This is a genomic window from Bacillus sp. BP-3, from assembly GCF_028401955.1.
Classification (GTDB): Bacteria; Bacillota; Bacilli; order Bacillales; family Bacillaceae_G; genus Bacillus_A.
Window position 1 is genome coordinate 96,008 of the sequence record NZ_JAQOTJ010000002.1, and the last position, 24,365, is coordinate 120,372.

A 24,365-nucleotide genomic window follows, 5' to 3' on the forward strand; every position below is an offset into this window, starting at 1 on the left:
ATTTGTAATATTCCTATAATTATAACGTACTTATTGATTATAATCATTTGAAATTCCACCATAAAATCAAATAGATCTATTATAAAACAGTCATAAAAAAGAACCCTAAGCTCTTAGGCTTAGGGTTCTATCTTTAAGTTTATATAAATCTATTTTGTCGTTTTTCGTCCTACTAATACCCAGTACAGAGATAAGCTGAAAAGGGCAATTAGTACGAGAATGAATAGGATGTTACTAAACATGGAAGTATCCGCAGTATTTACCATTCCTAGGAAACTCTTTTTCATTGCGGAATTGTCCATCATTGCTGCTGTGTAAGCAATTCCGATTGACATCGCAACGTTAAGTGTTAAGTTATAAAATCCGATTGCTGTTCCTGTTTTTTCTTTGTCGATTGTACAAATGCAAGACTCAAGTAATGGTGCATACATGAATGCAAATGAACTAGAGAATAGAATCATAGATATTACGAATACAACAACAGAAGTTTTGATAAAGAATCCGCCTAATAGTAAGCTGATCATAATGCTGCACATAGCGATTGTAATACATTGTTTACTTCCCATAACCTTTGCAACTTTTCCAGAAAGAGCTCCGACGATAGTCGCTGCGATATAGCCTGGAATTAATAATAGTGAAATCGTATCTAGCTGCAAACCGTAAATCTTTTCAAGCAAGAATGGAAATAGGAAAATGTATGCTAGCTGTACAGAGTAAATGATAAATGCAACGCCAAGTAATGAGATAAACTGCTTATTTTGGAAGAATGAAATTCCGATAAAAGCTTTTGAGTTCTTACTAATATAGGTAAGGAACAAGGCAATTGCAACAATAAACAAGATCAGGTACATCCAATTGAAATCTGTAATGTATAGTAGTAGGGACGCTGAAATGGCTCCAACTAGGAATAATCCTAATACATCTACATGACTGTTTTGCGCTTCTTCCTTAGGAAGATATTTTAAAATGAAAGGAAGAGTTAAAAGCGTTACTAAAGAAATTAAAAATAGAGTTGTCCAATGGAAATATGTTGAAACATAACCTCCAGTTAATGCACCGATAAGCTGTGAAAGAGCAAAACTACTTGTACTTAATCCTAAAAATTTCTTTTGTTCATCTGCAGGTAAATGCTTTGTGACAAATATTACATATAACGTTTCAGCTGATGCTAAACCGGCAGTTTGAATAATTCGTGAAATAACAACTAGTAAAAACGAATGTTGAAAAATATATCCCATGACAGAACCGACGCAGATTAAAATAATCCCAACAGTAAAAAGTTTTCTAAAACTAATAGAATCCGCTAAAGCAGCGTAAACGACTGCTCCAATTCCAATCACAAGACCAGCTAATGTTGCTTGCCAGCTAACTGTTGTCGCTGAAATGTTAAAATCCTTTGCCATATCAACAGAAATAATTTTAAACGAATTGTCAATTACTAAACATAATAGAAATAACAGTAAGGTAAAAGGTACTGCTTTCTTAGCACTATATTCCTGAGTTTTTTTCATGCTTACATCTGCATTTATTGTAGACATAGCGATATTCCTCTCCTTTTGTGATCTAGGAATGATCTTCCTAAATCATGATTGTCAAATTATCAATTAATCGGATGGCTTCAATAATTTCTAGGCCATTTGCTTCATAGGTGGGATTTCCTTGTGCACAGTTGTACCCATTTTTGTGTTTTCCTTTTTATAATGTTTAAAAGGAAGCGGTTGCACGAATGACTGAAAGTATGCTGATTCCGCTTTCATAATCACGCGTGATAACACTTTACACTATCGTATAGCTTGTATACATCTAAAGAGTGAAAAGGATACCATGCTTCTTATGATGCTTACAGGAAAGCATGGGTATGAATAACGAAAAACATCTTACATTTTGATTCCGCTTTCATGATTGTGCAAAATAACTCTTTGTGATATACGATATTGTATACTTGTCTAAAAACTTGTATATATCTTAACAATGAAAAGGATACCATACCTTTTCGTTGCTCACAATACATCTTTCTTTCGGAATTTGTCTGTTTTGTTACAAAAAGAGCGATGTATTTCGTATGAAATACATCGCTTGTAGGGTAAAATGAATAGTTGAAATTCATCAGATCCAGAAATAGATATACAAAAACGCTAACCTTTCTTACGATTCTACAGAAAGAATAGCGTTTTTCCGTTATATAGATACAAAATTATTTTCGTTTGATAACGATGTATAATAGCCTTTTATATGTAATTTCTTTTTTGTTTGGAAAAATCTTGTAACGAAAATATGAGTGTTATCAGAACCATTACAGAAGTAAATACAAGGGCTACTATATTTACTAAATCAGTGAATTGTATTATGACAATAAAAAATGAAAAAATTGCTGCAATAAAAGGAATGGCTTGTCTCGTTCTTTCTATACAATAGTTTTGTCTTTTACCAAGATATATCATAATTGTACCAATAATTAATAATAAAGGAGCAGTAATAAAAATTCCAAATAAGCCGAAACTATCTTCAACAAACCAAGGTAAAGATCGCATCCTTGAGGAAAATATAAATAAGTTTAGTATTAAAAGGAATAATTGAATAAGGGATAATTTTACATTTATGTTCGTTTGTTTCATGTTGTTTAACCTCCTAAAAATCTAAAAATTGAACATCATTACTTATGTTTATATTATTATATAAAAATTAAAAATCAACTATCTAAAAACCTTACGTACAAATTACGATTTTGTAAGGTTTGATAACTGAAAAATAAGCTGAATTCTCATAGGCAACTGTGGAAAGATAAAATTTTTATTTTGGGGATACTTCAAAATATTAGCTTGATGGGCCACTAATATTCTAAATAGGTAAGGTTTATAAATATTATATTTTAGGCATTAAAAAAGCCAGACATCCAATTCAGGATATCTGGCTTGCTTTCATATTAAAAAAGACATGACACTACCTACATGATATAAAAAACTGAATTATAAGTCTATATTTTTTTTCTTGAAAATGAAAAAATAAGAGTGTGCACAAGAAACGTAACGTTACGACCAATATAGAAAAGAGGGCGTACGATGAAAAGAACAATGACGACTGATGAAGCAATTAAGCGTTGGAACAAACATGCTGACTATTTTACAGCAGGCTATGATGAGCATGGTGGTATTCATAGAGAGGTATTGTTAAATCCTGCGATTTTTTCGTTAATAGAAGATGTTAAGGGAAAAAAACTTTTAGATGCTGGATGTGGAGAAGGTTATTTAAGTAGAATCTTTGCCAAGCAAGGGGCTACTGTGACTGCGGTTGATTATGCGGAAAAGATGATTGAAATTGCGAAACAAAGAACGAAAAGCGGTCAAGCAATTGAATATAAACAAGGAAATTGTGAGAAACTCGATTTTCTAACAGATGCACAGTACGATTTAATCGTTTCGAATATGGTCATCCAAGATTTAGAGAATTATGAGGCAGCATTAAGCGAGATGTACAGGCTCTTAAAGCAAGGTGGTACCTTTATTTTCTCTATTCTTCATCCTTGTTTTGTCACGCCAAATAGTGGATGGATAGGGCGTGAACAAGTCGATCAACAATATTGGAAGGTTCAGCGTTATTTCTATGAAGGGGTATATGATCAAAGGTTTCCGATAAATTCCGATGAAAAAGTTGTATTTTATCATCGCACATTGACGAGCTATTTTAAAGCGATTCACCAAGTAGGGTTTACTTTAGTAGATGTTATCGAACCGATGCCTTCTGAAGAAATGCTGAAAAAGTATCCGCAATTTGAAGAGGATCTACACTGTGCGGACTTCATCGTATTTAAATTAAGAAAATAAGGGACCATGCATGAGAAGGAGGGAAATGTGTGCGAATATTTCATGTGAGTGAAGAGAGTGATATTCAAGTGTTTCATCCCCGAATCCCGACTCGAACGGATATAGATCCATCGAAAGGGCTTGTATGGGCAATAGAGGATCGATGTTTACCAAATTTTTTGACACCTAGAAATTGTCCACGTGTTTGTTATCACGTTGGTCCAAATACATCTGAAAGCGACAAGCAAACGTATCTATCATCAAAATCAAGTGCGCATGTCGTCGTTATTGAAAACAAATGGTATGAAACGATGAAACATACGAAATTATACTTGTATGAATTTGATACAAAAGAGTTCACACTGCAAGATGAGAATGCTGGCTATTATGTAAGTGAAACATCGCAAATTCCAATTGCCAAATGGGAAGTAGTTGACTTATTTCAAGAATTGTTTACACGTAATGTTGAACTGCGTTTCGTAAATAACTTATGGGATATGTTTGATGAGATTCAAAACACAACGTTTCATTGGTCCATGTGTAGAATGCAGTTTGCACAGCCGAGGTTTGAGGAGTAATTTGTAATCTAATGAGAGAACCCCTTTTGAATTATTTTTTCAAAAGGGGTTTTTAAGAACTTCATCCCATTACTTCGATGTTTTAATCTTAATCTGACTAAATTCGATTGGTATATAATATTTATTATAAACAACAGGATATTTATCGCTAATATAGACACTTTCTAAAATCAAATCACATTCTTCTCCGTGGAAAAGTTGATATTTCAATGACGACGGTGTATTGACGGAGTTAGAACGTTTAATTTCTATGGTAGAGGAATTAGCCAGTTCATATATTTTTTCCTCCAACATTTCTAATACTTGCTTCTCGTTTTGTAAGTCAAGATTTAACTTCGAAACAGCTTCGATTGGCATCATTGTAAAAGCAAAAGCTACGATTTTATCGTTGCTTTTATACCAGCGTTCCAATGCAACGACTGCAGTCATTTCTTGGTTTAATACTTGCTTGGCATAGTCTGTGACTAGATCAATTCGGAAAATCAGTTCGATATCGTCTATTTTTTCGGTATAGCATTTATATAAGGGATTCCCTAACTTCTCCAAGCCATCCATACTTTCGTTAAGGTGAAATTTTGTAATGAAATTTCCTTTTCCATGGATATTTTTCACCAATCCATCTTCCTGTAACAGTGCTAAAGCATGCCGTAATGTCATTCTGCTTACACCGAATACTTTGGCTAATTCTGGTTCTGTTGGAAGCTTACTGTCTGGTGGAAAGGTTCCATCCATGATTAATTTATACAACTGGTCATACACAGTGACGAATAACGGCTTTTTTGGTTTATTAAGTTCTTGAAGTTTATTTTTCATTTTCTTATACCCCTATAGCTTTTCAAATTCATAACTATATATTTCTTTTTTGTTCTATTGTAACTTACTTTTATGTGGAAATTAATACGCTTTCAAAAAATCATTAATGAATATGAAATAAAAACTATACTAGATACGAGGACATTAAGATTTTATCACGAAATGAATGTAAAAAAGGCGATGAACATAAAACTGGAGTTTTTCAATTCAATCAAGCATTGAAAGGAAAGTCATATGGAAAATATATTATTGAAGTATTTGAGTAAATTTACAACGTTTAATGAAGCGGAGCAACAGGAAATTGTTAAAGAGATACTGATTGAAGAATATAAAAAAGGAACAATGCTCCTTAGACAAGGAGATGTTCCTACGAAATGTTACTTCGTATTGCAGGGCTGCGTCCGGCAGTATTCGATAGATGAGATGGGGAAAGAAGTCACATCTAATTTTTACACAGAAGAACAAGCGATTGCGAATTTTAATCATCATAAACAAGATAAGTCATCGTCGTATTCTTTGGCTTGTATAGAAGACTGTATATTGGTCGTTGGTGATCTTGATGCCGAAAAGGACATGTATAACAAATATACACAATTGGAAACAATGACCCGCAAGATGATTGAGGAAAAACTAGGTGATATGCAAGATGAATTAGCTTCATTTATTGCCTCTACACCCGAAGAGCGCTACAAGTCACTATTACGGAAACGACCTCATTTAGTCGACCGTGTCCCTCAACATCAGTTGGCGAGTTATCTTGGGATTACCCCAGAGTCATTAAGTCGAATTAAGAAGCGAATCTATAAGGGAAATTGTTAGGAAGTTGTTATTCATTTTGTGAGGTTTTTCCGCCTCTCAGCAAGAGCCATACACCAAAGCCAAGTTCTCCAGCAATCATTGGGATGCTAAATACAATTTGAAGTATGGAAATAACTTTGTCATATTCCGGAGAAAACGTGTTACATAAGTGAATGACAATATAGCCGATTGCAGCAAGTAGTAATAAGATGCTAATGACTTTGGGTATGCTGGCTGACTTGAACGTTAAGTAGCCGACAATTATGAGGTGTCCACCAAAAATGATTAAACCAATCGACCAAATCGATTGAAATGCTTCTAAAAATAGCATGATATGTGCCTGAAGTTGATCAATTTTAAAGAATGATAGATAAGTTGTATTTTTCGTGAGAAGCAGTACAAATAGCAAATTGAGTATGGCAACTCCTAATATCGTCGCATAGATAAGACGGAGCCATGCCCCAAGCAATGAAAGGTTTTTATGAATGGGCTTTAGGAAAATATAGAAAGCCCAGGCCACCACAATATCAGTGATTAGGATGATGAACCAGCCAAAGATTTCCGCCTTGAAAAGGAGAGGTGCCGCCATGATATTGTGATAGGTGGCACTAGCATCCCCTTTTACAACGAGGCTTGCATGGGCGAATCCAGAGGAAAAAAATGCAACAAGTGCCATGATGATAAGGGATATGCCAGCAGTCAGAGCAACTTTTCGCTGATTTGATTGTTCTTCTACTGAAACGGTCATAAACGAACCTCCTATGTTACATCGTTTTAGTTATATTTTAACGAGGAGGATATGATGTGGCATTGACTTAAATCAAGAGTGTGAAAAATAGTAACAACAGTTTCCTCAAATAAGCATGTTCCCATTTATGAAAAATTATGCTGTAATAGTGAAGGAACAATAGTTAGCACTGTTCTAAGTAGTCAAAGAAGTGAGGAATTGAGATTGAAAAAGTTTAAGAAGTTTTATTTAGAGATTACGAGTGTATGTAACCTCGCATGCAGCTTTTGTCCACCAACAGAACGGCAGAAGCAATTTCTTTCTGTGGAGGATTTTACAAAGCGATTAGATCAAATTAAGCCTCACACAGACTATATTTATTTACATGTAAAAGGTGAGCCGCTGCTTCACCCTAAAATAGGTCAATTATTAGATATCAGTCATGAAAAAGGATTTAAAGTGAACATTACAACGAATGGAACGCTAATTAATAAAAAGAGAGACAAATTATTAAATAAACCTGCGCTCAGACAGATGAATTTTTCGCTTCATAGCTTTGATGGCCATGAAGGTTCTACAGATAAGGAAGGATATGTACGAAGTATACTTTCTTTCATTAAAGAAGCAACGAGTCAATCAGATTTGATTGTTTCACTCAGACTATGGAACTTAACGCAAGACAATAAGACGAATCTCGAAATAAAGCGAAACAGAGAGTTGCTAGAAATCATTGAGAAAGAATTCGATTTACCATACAAAATTGAAGAGAAGATCACACCGGGAAGCGGCGTGAAAATTGCGGAACGCATTTATATTAACCAAGATTACGAGTTTCAGTGGCCTGCACTTCATGAAGAAGAAGACGATGGAAAGGGATTCTGTTATGGCCTTCGCAATCAAGCAGGTATTTTAGCGAACGGGACGGTGATTCCTTGTTGTTTAGACGGTGAGGGTATTATTAATCTAGGGAATATTAACAATGATTCGTTTTCAGAGATTATCGAAGGGGAACGAGCGACAAATCTAGTAGACGGATTTTCACGAAGAGAAGCAGTAGAAGAACTATGCAGAAAATGCGGATATCGGAAAAGGTTTGGGAAATAGATTGGTAAATGGCTGGGAGAGTAGCTTAGACAAATGCATCCTGGCTATTACCAATGTTGAAATCGTAATGAGACATTAAGACTATTAGGCTTAATGTCTTGTTACGATATTTTTATGTTTTCAAATAGATTTCAAGGAACAAAAATGTAGTATGAAATGAAAATTAGTTTAAAGAGTTAAAAAAGTCTATAAATATACATTATAGTTTGTTATATTCATATTAATAAATATAGTTTGCGAAAACAAAAAAATAGGGGGACTTATTTTGAAAAGAACTTTACCTTTAGTATTAACTATGTCACTTATTTCAGGGAGCTTTGTTACAATTCCTTATACGAAAGTTTCAGCCGAAACGGTATCGTTGACGCAAGAAACATTGAAACAAAAGACAGATCAGGCAATTGCAAGTGGAAATTTTGAAGATCATTTGAGTTATCTTACAACGTATTTAAATGAAAAGGTTGGAGAACTTACTGAAGCGAATTTACAAAATAAGCTTACAGATCCAGTATTTGCAGCAGCTTTGGCTCAGTGGCAATTTATATCACAAACAGGTGCAGCAGCAATGGATGCATTTGCTAAAAAAGATTCTGCTCATCAGAACTTTCTTAGCTGGGCTATGAAAAATACAGATGTAATGAATACTTATCTTGAAGGTGGCAGTTCAACTGGAAAAAATCCAGTCAATGCACTTGAAATATGGAATACAATCTGGAATACAGATGCAGATTCTCATGAAGGATTGTATTTAAAATTAGCGATAGCTACATCGTTAGCTCATGCTGAACCAATCAAATATTGGACAAACAATCAACCTATTAATCCATTAACGAGGTACCAATATTATAAATCAGCAGATCAAAATAATGAGTTACTTCCTGTCTTTAGAACATATGATGTTTGGCATTTAAGATTAGTAGTGAATACTTGGTCACCGGAAGAAGATTTAACTTGGGCAAGAAATATGATTAATACGGAACATCCAGAACTTAAAAGCCAAGATAAGATAGGAACAAGTGCATATTTGATTAAGTATGTAACATATAACAAAGATGGGGTTAGCGTTCAAGCTGGAAATGATAAATTTTATGGTTTAGGTTGGAACCTTTCCTCCATTTACAGAGATGGTGCGGTATGTGGCGGTATTTCAAAGTTTGGTGTACAAGTAAGTCAAGCCTTTGGTGTGGCAGCTATGCCTGTTGGGCAGCCTGGTCATTGTGCGCTTATCTGGAATGACAAACCATCTTCTTGGAAGTTAGGAAATGATATATTTGGATGGGGTGCGTCGGAGCATCATGGTGGAACTGTTATTCCTTGGTCAGATGATAGTTTGAAAAATCAAGTACCATATATATTATTATTTGAAGATGCTGAATTGAATCAATCAAAATTAGATCAATCAGAGCGATTACGCTGGTTAGCTAAGGCGATGACTTCAACAGATAAGAAAATTGCAATTTATAAAACAGCTACCAATATTTTACCAATTAATGTTTTAGTATGGAAAGATTACGTGTCTCTTATGTTACAAAATCCAAATGTAACAGATAGTGAGTGGCAAGAATTAAACAGTGGTATCATTTCCGCTTTGGCAAATGAGCCAAGACCGATGATGGATCTTCTTACTCAAATTCGAAGTCATGTTCTGAATACAAGTGATAGAGCTAAGCTGCAGCAATATGTTTTAGATATATCAAATGCATTTTCCGCAATAACGAATATAAATGAAAAACAAGTAGCTAATAACATAACATCCAAAATGCCAAGTATGGGATTATGCCTTGCTACTTTTAGTTTTGATGGAGTAAATGCAGGGAAATTAATGGGAATTAAAACCGATACAGAATACAGTGTTGATGGGGGAAAAACTTATAAAGCCGCTACAAGTGATGATATGCTTCTTAGTAATGAAGAAATAGCAGCAATCAATTCAACGAATGGTATTTTAACAAGAGTGATTGGAACAACGGAGCCTTTATTAATTCCAATTGGACAAGCTGCTAAATTAAATGTTTCTTCAAATGATGATGAAAACTTAGTCTTTGGTATAGACGGTACGATGGAGTTCAGTATAGATCAAGGTTCAAATTGGACAAAATATAATCCAGCTTCTCCTAACTTACCGGATTTAACAGGAAATGTTACGTTAACAGTTCGAAAGTTTGCTGTTGGAACAACGCCAGCAAGTAGTGCTGTTAACTTGAAATTTACTGATACTCCTGTAGTAGGATTAATACCGCACACAAATTTATCAGTTGTAGGTTTCTCAAGTCAGCAAGGTTCAGGTGGTAATGCTGCTAAAAATGCAGTTGACGGAAACGGGGCAACAATGTGGCATACGTTATGGAATGGAAGTGATAAAGCTCCATACATTACGATAAAGCTCAATGAAGTTACTAGCATATCACAATTAGCTTATGTTCCAAGACAAGATGGTGGTTATAATGGCAACATAACGAGTTATAATATATACACAAGTATGGATGGAGTTAACTTTACAAAGGTTGCTACTGGAACTTGGGCAAATAATAACCTTACAAAGAATGTAAGCTTCAGTAAAACTGATGCTCAGTATGTAAAGCTTGAAGTCGTATCAGGATACGGTGGATTTGCTTCCGCTTCAGAAATAAAATTATATAATAACTAATTGAAAGAGAGACTGTAGTGAAAGACTTGCGGCAGTCTCTTTTCTATGGATTTTATCCCGCCATTCGCGGGCAGTAATACTCCCATCTTAAAATTTGGCGAATGCATTGTCTAGTTCCAGTGGCTAGAATGTTCGGTGGCTTCGCTTCTTCCTATGAGGTAAAAAACACCTCTACGTCAGAAGCTCCATCCCCCTCACATTCTGGACGAGCCACTTCCACATTTCTTTGTTGTCCAGTTCCAGTGGCTAGAATGTTCGGTGGCTTCGCTTCTTCCTATGAGGTAAAAACACCATCCTTTCTGTATATTTCTACAAAAAGAATAGCGTTTTTTGTATTTGAGGGTATTAAAATTTCTTAAGTTGAGGGTCATGTAAGGTGGCCCTTAATAGAAGGACAGTAATGATAAACCATTAAATAAGGTAGATGACAAATCCTTTTCCTTTAAATAAGTAGGTTATTTGATTCTAAATAAATTTACACTTGTTTTACTTTTCTACGGAAAAGTGACACTTTTATCCTATGCTTAAAGGCGGATTGAATTCCTGCATAGGCTTTCCAGTATCACTGAATTTGTAATGAAAAGTTTTGAACAATTGAAAAAATAATAGTTGAAATAGTGAAAGGTGGGAAGGAGTTTATTTTTAATAAGCGAAATATTGTATTGTCTTATCCTAAATTATTTGTAAAGGTGGATACATAATGACAGTAAAGAAGCTTTATTTCATCCCAGCAGGTCGTTGTATGTTGGATCATTCTTCAGTTAATAGTACACTTACACCGGGTAAACTATTAAACTTACCTGTTTGGTGTTATCTTTTGGAGACAGAAGAGGGACCTATTTTAGTAGATACAGGCATGCCAGAAAGTGCGCTTAATAATGAGAATCTTTTTAGAGGTACATTTGTTGAAGGACAAATTTTACCTAAAATGAATGAGAACGATAGGATCGTAAATATTTTAAAGCGTGCTGGATATGAGCCAGAAGATCTTCTTTATATCATTAGTTCTCACTTGCATTTTGATCATGCAGGAGGAAATGGCGTTTTTACAAATACACCAATTATTGTACAGCGTGCTGAATATGAGGCAGCACTCCACAGAGAGGAATATTTGAAAGAATGTATATTGCCGAATTTAAACTATAAAATCATTGAAGGCGATTATGAAGTAGTGCCAGGTGTTCAATTAATATATACACCGGGACATTCGCCAGGGCATCAGTCATTATTAATTGAGACGGAAAAATCAGGTCCAGTGTTACTAACTATTGATGCATCATATACGAAAGAAAACTTTGAAGATGAGGTACCGTTTGCTGGATTTGATCCGGATTTAGCTTTATCTTCAATAAAACGTTTAAAAGATGTTGTTAGGAAAGAAAATCCGATTCTTTTCTTTGGACATGATATGGAGCAAGAAAAGGGCTGTAAAGTGTTCCCGGATTATTTGTAATATTGCATATAAAAAGTCATGGGCTCGTTAGCTGTAAATGTATAATAAAGTAGCACCGTTTATAAAAAAGATTGATCAAAAGTCCTGTATTGATGCAGGACTTTTTTGTCTTGCAATTGGACCATATTTTGGAGTAAGGAAGTCAATTGGAACAAATCACACAAAAAGTAGGCCGAATTCTCATAAATAACTGTAAAAAGGTAAAATTTTCGTTAAGGGGGGTGTCTCAAAGCACATCTTTAAATCAAATTCTTAATTCAACTCGTGTCATGGAGTTTTGAGAATCTCTCAGCGTATAAAAACGTTAGAATGTGCGTCCTACCGAGGAATCTTTACCATAATAATTAAAACTTACATTTGCGATTATATGAACTTATAGAACTAATGCTTGCGTTATTTGAATTACTTACCGTTTAATCGCATCAACAATTAGCGATGGAAAACCAAGTTTATCTCCTTGATTTCTAGAATCATACCTTTTTGAACGGAAAATAACACCATCGTTCGCATCCCATTCCTTGTAATAAAATTGCCCATTTTCATCACAATATTCAAGTAAAACTACTTCAAATCCAGCAGTTTCAAACATTTTAGTTAATGTTTTATAATTATGAACTATTTTATGGGTTGCGGCTGGATGGTCTTTAGGTCCAGGTCCGCCTACTTTAACTATATTTTGGTAGGTTTCATCTGGGAAAAATGCATCAGGGACGCCACAACGAATATGACCTGATGGTTTTAAAAATTTATAACAAATCTTAGCTGCTTCTATACCTTCTTCGTACGTAAGATGTTCCCAAACATGTTCTGCTAATATAGCTGAAATAGAGTTATTATCAAATCTAATTTCCCATTGGGACTCATTTAATAAGTTAAGTTCTTCTTCTTGCGTTTGTATCCATCCTGGATTATTGTTAAATACTCCAGCACCAACTACTACTTTGATTTCTTCTTTTAATAACATTTTATTCTCCTCCTACTTTTTACATATATAAAATCCTACATCTTTCGGATCACGCCATACTCTACCATTACGTGCTAATATATTCTCAGCTTCAAATTTCAACCAATTTATCATATCAGTGTATAGGTCTGTATCGTGAGGTACGTTTAAAGATGGAAACATACTGATAATATAATTCACGATTGGTTCAGGTTTTTCAAAAATTAATGAATTAGAGATAATTTTTTCTTCCACTTTATTAAACGTTGAACTTAAAATTTCTTTTGCATTTTCTATGCAAAATGGTGCGACTGGTGAAACTCTTTCAGGAAAACCAAATTCAATTAGCATGTTATTACAAAGTTCTCTAATTTTCGGTAATGTTTCACGTGAATTTGTAGTAGTAAGTAGTCCTCCATTTGGCTTAATTACTCTTTTAAAACCTTCAATTGTACTTTGAGGATTTGGAACATGATATAGCATATGTCTTGCGACTAACCAATCATACGAATTACTTGAAAACGGAAGCTTTCTTGCATCTCCAATTATCCACTCAATATTTAGATTCTTTTGTTGAGATAGTTTATTTGCTTCTTCAATCATATTAGATGACTGATCAAGTCCAGTAAGATGTCCTTTATGACCCATTGTTTGTAATAGGGAAAGGAATGCACCTGTCGCGCATCCAATATCAAGAATCTTTTCATCATGTGTTAAATTTAATAGCTTGATAACCCACTCATCTAAATTAACACGTTTTTCTTCGTACAAAACATGTGTATCCATTCGTACTTGCAAATGAGTACTAGCTCCATATTGACGCTTAACATCATCCATTTTTTGTGTTTCCACCTTTGCACAAAAATTTTGAATAGCATGAGTTAGAAATTCTGTTTTGTTTATTCCTTCATATACTAATGCGTCTTCAAAGTTTTCTAAAATTGTTTCATTAATTCTAAAATGAATACTCTTTCCTTTGATGGTGTTTACCTCCCTATGTTTTATTAATAAAAACATAGCATAATTTAAAATTTTCAGTAAGCTTTTGTGTACACAAATTGTTTAAATTCTTTTTTATTGAGTAAACAAGTTCTCCTAATATTTTTAAATAAGTCTCAAAAAATATATTTTGATTCTTATTTTCTACACTACATGGGGTACCGTCAGGAGAATGCTTTAGGAACACTTTTGGACATAGCTATCGATAGCTATGTTTTTTCATTTTCCTTATAGAATCCTTATAATTGTCATTTATTCTAGACTTACCAAATGCAAGGGGGAAGTTTAGAATGAGTGAACTGATTTTAGAAACAAAGAATCTTTGTAAAGTATTTCAAAAACAAAGGGTAGTACAAGATATTTCACTTTCTGTACCGAAACATTCAATCTGTGGATTATTAGGTGCGAATAGAAGAAAGTGAAATTTGTGCTTTGGATAAACAGTTAAATCTCATTAAAGAGGTTAAGGACATACCGAAATGTATTCATGGTGATGAGGCTGCTTTGAAAAGAGCGATTATGAATGTAATGATGAATGCAATTGAATATTCTCCAGTAAATGGTGACTTGATGTTTTCAGTTGAAACTAGTAATAGTAAGGTCCGGTTCATTATCGAGGACTCAGGAAGAGGATTTACAAAAGAAGAAATGAATGCAGCGACAGAGCAGTTTTATAAAGGAGATAAAAGTAGAAATTCAAAACATCATCATGGAATCGGACTATATATTGCCAAAAACTTTGCAAAGCAGCATGGTGGAAATATTTACTTAAGTCATTCAGAAAAGCTAGGCGGGGCAAAAGTTATTTTAGAAATAGCGATGTAGTGGAGAAAACGCACGAAACTTTGTTTTCATATAGTTTTTCTAGCTAACTATGCTAATGATGCTTATGCCTTAATGCGGAATAAAAAATTCAAAAGCCTGGGTGAGGAAACAACCTCATCCAGGCTTTTCTTACTGTCTTATTTCGGTAATGTGAATTTCACTTTGTGCCCTTTTGAAATGTCTTTTACTTCTTTATTTCTCATAGGTCCTATTTCGATTTCAAAGTTTTTGTCTTTCCAAATCTTTTCATACTGCTCCTGATCTAAGATGTAAACTTGTAATAACTCGCCAGCTGTTCCGGCTTTGATCAAATCATTATGCTTGTAATTCAGCAACATACTTTGGCTGAGCGTATACTGTGCGCCATCATTCACTCTTAGTGTAGAATTTAATGAAGATAACCCGATATCTTCAGATCCTTTGTGATCAAGTTTAAATTGAACTGTCAATAAAACAATGCCATTTTTAAAGTTTTCAAATCGAGGAGCTTCAACGGAATTTGGCGTGAATTTAGTGAATTGGTATCCATCTAGCGTAACATTTGTATCACCTAGTTGTTCACTTTTATTAATGTTTGATTGCTCTTTTAGCATTTTCTTCTCGCCCATGTTATCAACAGTTGTTTTATCTTTATAAAAAGTTTTATCTGCTGAAACCTTTTCAGAACCTTGCTTATTTAAACTTAACGCAAATTTCCCCGGACTTCCGATTGGAGCATCAAATTTTCCTTTATTAGCTTGCGCTTCAGGAACCATTGCTGATACCGTTGATAGCTCCAAAATTTTTGCTAAATCATCTTTACTGAATGGATAAGCAACATAACCAGAAACGCTTTTTCCTGCTTCTACTAAATAATTATTCTTTGGAGACAATTTTTCAGATAATTGTTCTTCTTTTGGAATTAAATCTTTATAATTACTGTAATCCTTTTTAGCGCCTGTAAATGTTATGTTTAAAGTTGGCATATAATAAGCATCTTTATTTGAACTATTCTTTACGGTATAGTGTGCAAGAATAACTCCGCCATTTGTCTGCCTATTAAAAGGAATGTCAAAATCGGTATGAAAATCATTCAATTCAACTAATGTATAGTTATCAAGCGATACTGAAACATCTTGCAATTTATGTACTTGCGATTCTTTGTTTTCATAAAGAACTTTTGTTTTACCTTGTGTTTCTTTCTCCATATAAGAGATAAGTTTTGAGTAATCATTTGAACTAGCTTTCGTATTTTCTGATTTTTTTTCTTTTGCTGTATCTGTTTTTTCTGTCTTACTTTCTTTTTGCTCTTTATTTGCCTTATCACTTTGACCGCAGCCAGTTATCATAAGAGCTGCAACCATCACGACAGAAAATAAAGAAATTAACTTTTTCGACATTTCATTTCCCCCTATTTGTTCCATGTCAAACACTTAATATGAATAATAGAATGATTCGTTATCCTCTATTATCTCTACGTTTCATTATAGAAAAAATTTTTCCATGCGCCACCTTTTTTAGTATATTGTTCCATTTAAATGGATAAATGTGTATGTTGGGAAGTGCACTTTATGCTATAGTTTACTATCGCTTTGAATTGAACGATCCCCACCTAAAATCCTAACAGATTTTAAGTAATCGTTATTAAAACTGTCGAACTTCGTGCCCTTTGTAGGAATTTAACGTATTTTAGAGAATATTTTCATGTCAGGGAGTAAGACAAAATTTCAATTTGAGGAGAATTTCATATGATAAGGGAATGTCAGTTTGAAGATTTAGAGCAGCTTATAAAAATAAGTAGTATGGAAGTAATAGATGCTGATTTGGATAACATGATGAATATTTTTAAGGAAACGAAACACTTTTTAGTGTGGGATGAATTAGGAGTAAAGGGTTTCGCTTTTGTGATTATAAGAAATGAGGAGAAAAGAGAGTGGGATGTCCAAGTTTATGTAAATCCAAGAGAAAGAAGAAAAGGAATCGGTACGTTACTTCATCAAGAAATTTATAAGATTGTAGAAAGTGAAAATCCGAGTGTTTTCGTTACAGAAGTAAGAGTAGATATAGAAAATCCAGCTTCTTTTTACGAAAGATTAGGGTATAAAAAATGGTTTGGATCACCAAGTATGTGTTATACGGGCGGAGTTCAACCAGATGTAGATATCGAATTCATTCCGTATGAAGATAAATTTTACAAACAATATGCCGAGTGCAGGGCAGAATGTTTTTACGACATAGCTGTGAAAAATGATTTTAGGCCTTATGTAATCCCGCTAAGTGAACAAGACAAAAAGGCGTTATCGAATAAGCCGATATATGTAACGTTACATAATGAACAACTTGTAGGAGCTGTTACCGCCCAAGATGGATATTTAGATCATATTATGGTTTCACCGGCATATCAAGGGAAGGGATATGGTAAAAAAATTACGCAATTTGGGATAAATAAAGCATTAAGTAAAGGGGCTACTTCCGTTCAACTTTGTTATATAGAAGGGAATAGTAAGGCGGAGAATCTGTATCAATTGTTAGGGTTTGAAACGGTTCAAGTTATGCATGTGTATAGGAAATTTATGGAATACTGATACATACGAACAACCATCATTTTGTAGTTTAATAACCTTATTAACTATAAAAAGTTATTTTATCTGAAAATTTAATTTTTAATACTTTTTAAAACTTCTAAACTACCTTATAATATAGTTGTAAAAATTAGGAAAGGGGACAGGGGGCGTGGAAGTTTCTTATTTAAAAAGTAGAAAAGGTGTATTGGCAACAGGTATTGTTTTACTTTGTATTATAGGATTCATTATAACTGGACTATTACTCCGGCATTCTAAAGATGATGTTCGAGAAAAGGTACAACAAGCTTTTGAAAAACAAGATGTTGATGTTTTCTTATCAATTTTACCGAAGGATGCACAATCTTCTCCATTTGCCAAAGATGGCGTAAAATCATTTTTAAAAGAATCAAGTAAGTATAAGCAAATGTATCCAATAATGGTAGATGCTATGGATATAGAAAAGACTAATGTAGCTCCTCAAGCATTAGAGGTACGAACTAAAGGCGTATTACCATATACAATAGTAAAAGAGGGAAAAAGTTGGTTATTTTTTGATAATTATGTTGTTAGACCAGCAAAAGTGAAAATTAATTTAAAAAATATAGATAAAGATGTTGCTTTATCTTTGAATGGAGAGAAAATTAAACCTTCTGTTTTTGATAAAGCCTTTTTACCTGGGAATTACGAGCTAATAGGAGTAAAGAAATATAAATGGACGACTGTAACAGATAAAACAACTATACATGTAGGAGGAGACGATCAAGTAAAAGATGTGTCACTTAATTTGAAAGGAAACGAGTTAGACTTATCGAAAGAATTTATAGGTTCAGAAATTATGTTTAAAGGAAAACCTACAGGTATTAAAGTTGGTGATGAGGAATCAAAAAAATTTGGTCCAATTAATGAGAAAGATGAAAAAGAAATACAATTAAAAGCAAATTTTCCTTGGGTGAAAGATGGAATTTCTAAAATTAATGATAAACCAAAAACTTCTCTATGGACGTTAGAAAAGTATATGTTTAAAGTGGATGAAGACAAAGTTAATCAATTTTTTCATACGTTTTTGAAAGAATATGGGGATGCGAGCATAAAACAAAGTATTGAACCCTTCACTACAATAACTGAAAAGTATAAAAATAAACAAGCAGAATCTTTTGCTTCAGCAGCTCGTAATACACTCTTTGAGCCTTGGAAAGGAACCCTGGTAAAATCATATTTAAATAAAGAAGTAGTAAAGATTGTATCAAATGAGAAAGGCTACCCTATTTTAAAAATGGAAGGGGTAGCAAAATACCACCTTTCAGCTGGCAAGTATTCTCCTGAAAAAGATCAACTCTCAAATGTTCAAATTACAGCATTATATGATACAGATCAAAAAGCGTGGAAAATGAATGAGGTTCATATCGATTTAACTTTTGCAGGGGAAATCGATAAGAATGAAGAAGGAAAATATATCATTACAAACGTTCAATAAACTAAAAAAGAGCTTGCCGAAAGCTCTTTTTTAGTTTATCTCTTAACTCGCTTCATTTTACTTACAAAAAGACTAACGATACCGATAGCAATTAACGAATAACCCATTGGTAGTAAATAAAATGGTTCTACAAGTTTACCATCCGGAGCGACTGTAGATCCGGCAGTATTAAAACCAACGATACATCCAATTCCTAAAATAAATGGTAGTGAAGCTAAAATATATTTTTTCATATTCAACCTCCATGTGTAGGTGTTTTTTATAAATAACTGTTTTATAGTTGTAATTATAGTACTGTCATATAGTTAGCACTATTCATATAGGTGACAAAAAGCTTACAGATTTGTAAGAGGGAAAAGTGATATATGCAGTTTTCAAATGAATGGGTAAGTTACAACAAGTAATTGAAAGATTTAATTTGAATGTATTGGAAATTGAGGATGTTCCGCAGTGTCTTTTCGTTCGGCGGTTTATAAAATTAAGCTAATGGATCATCGTACGGTTTATATCAAAATTCCCTATTCTAAAGCAAAACTTGAACGTGAGTATACGGTGTTTGAACGATTGCGCGATGAGTTTTCTGTACACGAAAGTTTCTTCAGAAGAACTGAAGAAACTTTTCGTTCATATAATCAGTATTATTGAACCTTAACTGAGCTAGAAAAGCTCGGAAATTAGCATATTTGTAGAATTATAAAGACCGAGCAAGACGAAATCCAAGGTCGTCTATGCGAAAGGTTGGATGGCTGCGACGACGACACGAAGCACCGCAACCTCTGGCCTCTTCAGCCCAGCTGCCACCTCGGAAAATGCGATAGGAGCCGTACACTTGTTCATCATATAAATCCCAGCACCATTCCCAAACATTCCCTAACATATCATATAGGCCCCATGCATTTGGTTCCTTTTTTCCTACTTCATGGACCCTGCCTCCTGAATTTTCATCATACCAGGAAATTTGATCAAGCTCTCCATATCTATAACCAGTAGTCCCTGCTTTACATGCATATTGCCACTCTGCTTCTGTAGGAAGCCGGTAGCCGTCCGCTTCCCAATCGCAAATAATGTTTTCACCATCGTTGCTTATAGAATAGCACTCTTTCAGTCCAGCTTTTTGTGAAAGGAGGTTACAAAAGGAAATTGTATCGTGCCAAGAAATATTTACAACTGGTTTTAGATCTCCATTAAAAGAATGAGGTGCACAGTATAGACCTATAGTTACAGGATACTGAGCAAGAAGAAACGGTTTTATGTCAGCTTTCCATTTGCTTTTTATTCTGTCGTCTCTTAATTCTACTTTGCCCCCTGGGATTTTTACCATAGGATAGTCAATAGAACTCTTTGTTTTATTTGACACTCTGCTGACCTCCTAACAAACGTTGTTTTACAAATTTTACCTCATTTAAAAGGGTTAAAGCAATATAAAAATTATGCTGTTTTTTGCAGATGAATGCCTGTTAGCTTTATATTCTATCCTAAAACAAAAAAGCCCGGCAATTGCCGAGCTTTTCATTATTTCTTCGCTTCTTTGTCTGCTTTTGGAGTTTCGAAAACATCTTTTAAGTCTTTATCTTCGATTTTCACATCAGCTTTTTTCATTTCTTTTGTAACAAGATCGTTCATAAATTGAGCATCTTGCATTTTCTTGTCAACAAGATCATTTTTAATGCTATCTTTTGCTTTATCGAATGGTGTTAATTCTTTAATATCAGTTACTTTAATGATGTGGTAACCGTATTGTGTTTTTACAGGATCACTGATTTCGTCTTTTTTCAGTTTATATGCAGCATCTTCAAATTCTTTTACCATGCTACCTGGTTTGAAGTATCCTAAGTCGCCGCCTTTATCTTTTGAACCTGGATCTTGAGAGTATTGTTTTGCTAAGTCTTCAAAAGATTTGCCTTGTGCTAGTTCAGCTTTTACTTTTTTCGCAGTTTCTTCATCTTTTACAAGAATGTGGCTTGCTTTAACTTCAGGTTTGTAATTGTCTTTTATTTCTTTATCTGTGATGCTTTTTGACACAGCTTCTTTCATTGCAAGCTCACCGCGAACAAGTTCTTTAACGTCTTTTTCAGTCATACCACTTTGTTTTAAGTAAGTAGCAAATTGATCGCCGGCTTGCTTTTTGTATTCGTCAAATCGTTTATTAACGGCATCATCTTTTACAGGGTAGTTTTTAATAAATACTTTTTGCATTACTAGGTTACGTAAGACGTTTTTACCGCCTTGTTGTTTCATTGCATTGTAGAACTCATCTTTTGTTACGTCCCCAGCTTTTGATGTTACAACTTTGTCAGAAGTGCCACATGCTGATAATGTGAATACACTTGTTACAGCTAGGGCAAGCATTGCTTTCTTCATGAAATAAACACTCCTACTATTATGTATTTTTAAATCCCGTATGAACGGGCAGTAAGCCCCCACTAATGGAAGTTTCACTTTATAGTATAAGCAATATGTACAAAATTTAATATAACATATTTTGCTCTGTTTTCCTATTGATAAAGAAAAATTACCCATTTGCTGGTGAGGATTGTCAGATTCAGTCATGTCACCATTCTGGGCTTACACGCATACATAGAGAAATGAGGAGGTTGAAATTATAATGAATCAACAATTAATTTTGTGGCTTGTGTTGTTTATTTTATTAGTAATAGTAGGTATAATTTGTTTATAGAGGAAAAAAAGTGAGGAAGGGGTTTCCTTCCTCACTTTGCATGAAATATAATTTCTATATAACTAGAAATTAATAGAATGGTAATACATACGTTAATGAACCGAAAGACACTCGTTTGACGTCGATCAGATATTTGTTTTTGTTGACACAGTGTGTGTGTCATAAGGTTTGTGTAAGTTAGAACGATAAGTGCAAAAGCAATAAATATAATTGTCATGAGGAGAGTCCTCCTTTGGCGAAAATACATATAACCCTATTGTATCATACGATAATTTGTTCGTGTTATAAAATTCTGAAATAGAGAACTTGGATTAGAAAGAGAGGGAAGAAAATGGACGTTGTGAAACGCTTAGAACAAGCAGAATATTATGTATCGCTTCTTTTTAATATGATAGATGAAGAAAAGTGTCCATTTTATTCTTTAATCATAAAGAAGAAAGTGATGAAACGTGACGTAGAACGTTTATTAGTTCTTTGTGAACAAATGAATGAGCAATACATAATGGAAAAGCAAGAAGGTTTGCTTTTATTTGATGAGCTGTTACATAAATTTGAAAGAGCGCTTCCGCAGAGCCTCGAAGGAAAAGAGGCGGCAGAAGCGCTCGAACGTCAAGGGCTGTTTCAACCGTTGATGCAAGAATTTTTACGTATGATAGCGAAAAGATAATAAATTAGCATTTTTTAACAAGCTTTTCATCGTGCTCTATAAAACTCTCCTCGATATTATCCAGTGATTTCTCGAAAATGTCGATAAAGTCTTGCCCATAAACATTACGTAAAATGGCAATTAATTCGATGTTTTCTGGGAACTTACCGTAGAAATTGCGAAGAGCTAATGCACCGTTAAAGACAGAATTACTTTCCGGGTCATATTCCTCCATTAATTGCAACAGCAATTCTTCGCCCTTTTCGGTAATTTCAATATACGTGTTTCGTTTGTCATCTTCTTTCTTTGAAAATATAAGTAGACCGCGTTCTTCTAGTTTTTTAGAGAAGTTAAAAGCCGTGGATACGTGCATGACACCGAACTTTGCAATTTCTGAAATAGAAGCCCCTTTTAAGTGGTACGCAATCCATAAAATATGATGTTCATTAATATTTAAATCGTATGGTTTAATCCACTGTTGCCAATCTTTTTCTACGCATTTCCATAATGCTTTTGATAATTGAGCCATGCGTTGGCTGAAAATCATTGCTTCTTTTATCGAATAACTTTTTTCACTGTTTTTCATCGATTCACCTACTTTATACAATTCTTATTCATTACTATCTATTATGCCAGTAAAATAAAAATTAATAAAGTGTTTTTGTTAGAATTGTGAAAATTTTTCGTTAAAATGACAAAACTATACAAAATTCGAGTAGTTATAAAAGCTTTTCCTTGTCGGATGAGACAAAGATTGACGGAATTTTATTCTAATTTGGACGTAGAGAGGAGAGGAGGATCATTGTATAAAAAATACGACACATGTATGTCATGTGCCGTATAAGAGACGGTAAGAATCAAAACGATTTGTTATATACGAAAAATTACGCTTTATCAGGAACCGCTTGTTGTAACTTTTCAATTGATTTTTGAATGTTTTCAATTTCTAGTTCAATATGGCGCTTATTTTGCGAAATATCTTGTCTCCATGTTGAGAATGTTTCGTGCATATCATCTTTTAATTCTTGAATGACTTCTTTTCCTTCAGAAGCTGTTTCAACAATTTGTCGTTTTAATAATTTTGTATCAGCTGTAATATCAGCCAATGTTTTCTTTATATCATTTCCTTTTTCTTTTAACTTACCTCGCATATCTTTTCCAGATGAAGGAGTGGAAAAGAGTACAGCAAGTCCAGCAACAGCTCCGCCGCAAATAACGCCAGTTAGAAAGGATTTAGATTTTGACATGAAAAGGGCCTCCTTAATTTGTGAAACTCAACATCACAGATAGAAGTTTCACAGTATTGTTATACTCATGATGTGTAAAACTGTGCATATGCATAAGACAAGGGGGGAGAAAAGTGAAATTGATTACAAACATTTGTTTTATTGTCAGTCTTTTCTTTCTTGTACGAGCAATGCAATTATTTTTTATTTTAAAACAGAAAAGATCGTACCCGCCAATCCTTTTAGTAAAGCAGCAAGTTGTTAAGTTTGCGTTCATTGGTGGGGTGTGTATGGCATGTACAATCTTATTGTACATACTACAATAGTTCTGATAAAAGGGTTACTTTACACTAGTTGCAATTGTGTTTGCAATATTTTGTAACTCTTCCATTGTGTAATCACTTTGGTGAGATTTCCATACAGCACCGAAACCGTCTTTTTCACCGTAGCGTGGGATTAAATGAAGATGGAAGTGAAAGACAGTTTGTCCTGCTTTTTCGCCGTTATTATTTAATAAGTTGAAACCAACTGGATTATATTCAGCTTTAATCGCATTCGAAATTTTTGGAACGACAGAGAAAATGTGTGCAGCAATTTCTGGTGTTAATGCGAATACGTCTTGTTTATGTATTTTTGGAATTACGAGTGTATGCCCTTTTGTAACTTGGCTAATATCAAGAAAAGCGAGTACATGTTCATCTTCATATACTTTTGCGCAAGGAATTTGTCCCTCAATAATTTTACAAAAAATGCAATTATCTGCTGTATGATTCATATTCCTCATCCTTTCAGTTGTCTTAGCCGTATTTTAACATAATTACATAAGAGAAAAAACACGAAAAGCAGGAAGCGGGTAAGCTTCCTGCCTTCTGAAGAAGGTTTGAAAAAGCGTTTTCGTTTAATCTACCTTTAGGAGACACCTCATTTATTTAGGAAATGCGCGGTAACTCGACATATATTCTGCCGTTGACACCCCATTTACAATGAAATGATGTTGCAATCCTTCGGAAATGAATTGTTTATTTTATAAAACAGTATCTACTCTCCTCGAGACACCCCGTTTCTAAAATGAAACAACTTATATGACTCCGTGTAAATTACCTTTGTCCATT

General features: G+C 34.1%; 25 protein-coding genes and 3 pseudogenes. 14 read left to right on the forward strand and 14 right to left on the reverse strand.

The window, feature by feature from the left end; translation table 11 throughout:
• Positions 1-149: 149 nt before the first annotated feature.
• Together PLX19_RS03355 and PLX19_RS03360 are read right to left on the reverse strand one after the other, a co-directional pair.
• Positions 150-1,538: an MFS transporter gene (locus PLX19_RS03355; protein ID WP_272187097.1), complete on the reverse strand. Its 1,389-nt coding sequence runs from the start codon at positions 1,536-1,538 to the stop codon at positions 150-152.
• 690 nt (positions 1,539-2,228) lie between these two features.
• Complete coding sequence (locus PLX19_RS03360; protein WP_272187098.1) at positions 2,229-2,615, reverse strand: hypothetical protein; 387 nt, start codon at positions 2,613-2,615, stop codon at positions 2,229-2,231.
• Between the two features lie 444 nt (positions 2,616-3,059).
• On the opposite strand from PLX19_RS03360, the gene PLX19_RS03365 reads away from it, so the two are divergent.
• Together PLX19_RS03365 and PLX19_RS03370 are read left to right on the forward strand one after the other, a co-directional pair.
• The gene (locus PLX19_RS03365; RefSeq protein ID WP_272187099.1) at positions 3,060-3,821 is read left to right on the forward strand and encodes a class I SAM-dependent methyltransferase; all 762 of its coding nucleotides are present in this window, start codon (positions 3,060-3,062) and stop codon (positions 3,819-3,821) included.
• Between the two features lie 29 nt (positions 3,822-3,850).
• Entirely contained in the window at positions 3,851-4,378 is a 528-nt protein-coding gene (locus PLX19_RS03370; RefSeq protein ID WP_272187100.1) for a DUF6886 family protein, read from the forward strand.
• A 69-nt stretch (positions 4,379-4,447) separates the two neighbouring features.
• Here the strand turns inward: PLX19_RS03370 and PLX19_RS03375 are convergent, their stop codons facing one another.
• Positions 4,448-5,191: a GntR family transcriptional regulator gene (locus tag PLX19_RS03375; protein ID WP_272187101.1), complete on the reverse strand. Its 744-nt coding sequence runs from the start codon at positions 5,189-5,191 to the stop codon at positions 4,448-4,450.
• A 234-nt stretch (positions 5,192-5,425) separates the two neighbouring features.
• On the opposite strand from PLX19_RS03375, the gene PLX19_RS03380 reads away from it, so the two are divergent.
• On the forward strand, positions 5,426-6,010 hold the full coding sequence (locus PLX19_RS03380; protein WP_272187102.1) for a Crp/Fnr family transcriptional regulator: 585 nt from the start codon (positions 5,426-5,428) through the stop codon (positions 6,008-6,010).
• Positions 6,011-6,017: 7 nt separating this feature from the next.
• Here PLX19_RS03380 and PLX19_RS03385 read toward each other — a convergent pair whose 3' ends face one another.
• Positions 6,018-6,737, reverse strand: a complete 720-nt coding sequence (locus PLX19_RS03385) for a DUF4386 domain-containing protein (protein ID WP_272187103.1) — start codon at positions 6,735-6,737, stop codon at positions 6,018-6,020.
• A 204-nt stretch (positions 6,738-6,941) separates the two neighbouring features.
• Between PLX19_RS03385 and PLX19_RS03390 the strand changes: the two genes are divergently transcribed.
• The 3 genes from PLX19_RS03390 to aiiA all read left to right on the forward strand — a co-directional run bounded on the left by PLX19_RS03390 (position 6,942) and on the right by aiiA (position 11,920).
• A complete protein-coding gene (locus tag PLX19_RS03390; protein WP_272187104.1) occupies positions 6,942-7,820 on the forward strand; it encodes a radical SAM/SPASM domain-containing protein in 879 nt (292 codons plus the stop codon).
• Positions 7,821-8,115: 295 nt separating this feature from the next.
• Positions 8,116-10,467, forward strand: a complete 2,352-nt coding sequence (locus tag PLX19_RS03395; protein WP_442869024.1) for a discoidin domain-containing protein — start codon at positions 8,116-8,118, stop codon at positions 10,465-10,467.
• A gap of 700 nt (positions 10,468-11,167) precedes the next feature.
• Positions 11,168-11,920 (forward strand): quorum-quenching N-acyl homoserine lactonase AiiA, encoded by a 753-nt coding sequence (gene aiiA / locus PLX19_RS03400; protein ID WP_272187106.1) that lies wholly within the window; start codon positions 11,168-11,170, stop codon positions 11,918-11,920.
• A gap of 406 nt (positions 11,921-12,326) precedes the next feature.
• On the opposite strand, the gene PLX19_RS03405 is transcribed toward aiiA, so the two are convergent.
• Both PLX19_RS03405 and PLX19_RS03410 read right to left on the reverse strand, forming a co-directional pair.
• Positions 12,327-12,884 carry a class I SAM-dependent methyltransferase gene (locus tag PLX19_RS03405; RefSeq protein ID WP_272187107.1) on the reverse strand — a complete coding sequence of 186 codons (558 nt, stop codon included), beginning with the start codon at positions 12,882-12,884 and terminating at the stop codon, positions 12,327-12,329.
• A gap of 12 nt (positions 12,885-12,896) precedes the next feature.
• Complete coding sequence (locus PLX19_RS03410; RefSeq protein ID WP_272187108.1) at positions 12,897-13,880, reverse strand: class I SAM-dependent methyltransferase; 984 nt, start codon at positions 13,878-13,880, stop codon at positions 12,897-12,899.
• A gap of 272 nt (positions 13,881-14,152) precedes the next feature.
• Here PLX19_RS03410 and PLX19_RS03415 point away from each other — a divergent pair, with 272 nt between their 5' ends.
• Positions 14,153-14,284 (forward strand): hypothetical protein, encoded by a 132-nt coding sequence (locus tag PLX19_RS03415; RefSeq protein WP_272187483.1) that lies wholly within the window; start codon positions 14,153-14,155, stop codon positions 14,282-14,284.
• A pseudogene (locus PLX19_RS03420) lies at positions 14,271-14,687 on the forward strand (ATP-binding protein); the annotation flags it as partial. The gene PLX19_RS03415 and the pseudogene PLX19_RS03420, both read left to right, overlap by 14 nt.
• Positions 14,688-14,824: 137 nt before the next feature.
• On the opposite strand, the gene PLX19_RS03425 reads toward PLX19_RS03420, so the two are convergent.
• Positions 14,825-16,066, reverse strand: a complete 1,242-nt coding sequence (locus PLX19_RS03425) for a DUF5068 domain-containing protein (protein ID WP_272187109.1) — start codon at positions 16,064-16,066, stop codon at positions 14,825-14,827.
• A gap of 348 nt (positions 16,067-16,414) precedes the next feature.
• Here PLX19_RS03425 and PLX19_RS03430 point away from each other — a divergent pair, with 348 nt between their 5' ends.
• Together PLX19_RS03430 and PLX19_RS03435 are read left to right on the forward strand one after the other, a co-directional pair.
• Positions 16,415-17,251, forward strand: coding sequence for a GNAT family N-acetyltransferase (locus tag PLX19_RS03430; RefSeq protein ID WP_272187110.1), 837 nt, complete (start codon positions 16,415-16,417; stop codon positions 17,249-17,251).
• A 148-nt stretch (positions 17,252-17,399) separates the two neighbouring features.
• Positions 17,400-18,704, forward strand: coding sequence for a hypothetical protein (locus PLX19_RS03435; RefSeq protein ID WP_272187112.1), 1,305 nt, complete (start codon positions 17,400-17,402; stop codon positions 18,702-18,704).
• A gap of 35 nt (positions 18,705-18,739) precedes the next feature.
• On the opposite strand, the gene PLX19_RS03440 is transcribed toward PLX19_RS03435, so the two are convergent.
• A complete protein-coding gene (locus PLX19_RS03440) occupies positions 18,740-18,937 on the reverse strand; it encodes a DUF3955 domain-containing protein (RefSeq protein WP_272187113.1) in 198 nt (65 codons plus the stop codon).
• 149 nt (positions 18,938-19,086) lie between these two features.
• Between PLX19_RS03440 and PLX19_RS03445 the strand changes: the two are divergent.
• Positions 19,087-19,295 (forward strand): annotated as a pseudogene (locus PLX19_RS03445) (aminoglycoside phosphotransferase family protein); the annotation flags it as partial.
• A 100-nt stretch (positions 19,296-19,395) separates the two neighbouring features.
• Here PLX19_RS03445 and PLX19_RS03450 read toward each other — a convergent pair.
• Entirely contained in the window at positions 19,396-20,025 is a 630-nt protein-coding gene (locus PLX19_RS03450; RefSeq protein ID WP_272187461.1) for a formylglycine-generating enzyme family protein, read from the reverse strand.
• A 191-nt stretch (positions 20,026-20,216) separates the two neighbouring features.
• Complete coding sequence (gene prsA / locus PLX19_RS03455; RefSeq protein WP_272187114.1) at positions 20,217-21,065, reverse strand: peptidylprolyl isomerase PrsA; 849 nt, start codon at positions 21,063-21,065, stop codon at positions 20,217-20,219.
• A 244-nt stretch (positions 21,066-21,309) separates the two neighbouring features.
• On the opposite strand from prsA, the pseudogene PLX19_RS26105 reads away from it, so the two are divergent.
• Positions 21,310-21,381: pseudogene (locus PLX19_RS26105) on the forward strand (YjcZ family sporulation protein); the annotation flags it as partial.
• Positions 21,382-21,412: 31 nt separating this feature from the next.
• Here the strand turns inward: PLX19_RS26105 and PLX19_RS03460 are convergent.
• On the reverse strand, positions 21,413-21,598 hold the full coding sequence (locus tag PLX19_RS03460; RefSeq protein ID WP_272187115.1) for a hypothetical protein: 186 nt from the start codon (positions 21,596-21,598) through the stop codon (positions 21,413-21,415).
• Positions 21,599-21,712: 114 nt separating this feature from the next.
• Here PLX19_RS03460 and PLX19_RS03465 point away from each other — a divergent pair, with 114 nt between their 5' ends.
• Positions 21,713-22,048, forward strand: a complete 336-nt coding sequence (locus PLX19_RS03465; RefSeq protein WP_272187116.1) for a DUF1878 family protein — start codon at positions 21,713-21,715, stop codon at positions 22,046-22,048.
• Between the two features lie 4 nt (positions 22,049-22,052).
• On the opposite strand, the gene PLX19_RS03470 is transcribed toward PLX19_RS03465, so the two are convergent.
• Both PLX19_RS03470 and PLX19_RS03475 read right to left on the reverse strand, forming a co-directional pair.
• On the reverse strand, positions 22,053-22,613 hold the full coding sequence (locus PLX19_RS03470) for an HTH-type transcriptional regulator Hpr (protein ID WP_272187117.1): 561 nt from the start codon (positions 22,611-22,613) through the stop codon (positions 22,053-22,055).
• Between the two features lie 298 nt (positions 22,614-22,911).
• Complete coding sequence (locus PLX19_RS03475; protein WP_272187118.1) at positions 22,912-23,274, reverse strand: YtxH domain-containing protein; 363 nt, start codon at positions 23,272-23,274, stop codon at positions 22,912-22,914.
• A gap of 113 nt (positions 23,275-23,387) precedes the next feature.
• Here PLX19_RS03475 and PLX19_RS03480 point away from each other — a divergent pair, with 113 nt between their 5' ends.
• Entirely contained in the window at positions 23,388-23,579 is a 192-nt protein-coding gene (locus tag PLX19_RS03480) for a hypothetical protein (protein ID WP_272187119.1), read from the forward strand.
• 14 nt (positions 23,580-23,593) lie between these two features.
• Here the strand turns inward: PLX19_RS03480 and PLX19_RS03485 are convergent, their stop codons facing one another.
• Positions 23,594-24,028, reverse strand: coding sequence for an HIT family protein (locus PLX19_RS03485; RefSeq protein ID WP_272187120.1), 435 nt, complete (start codon positions 24,026-24,028; stop codon positions 23,594-23,596).
• Positions 24,029-24,365: the final 337 nt, after the last annotated feature.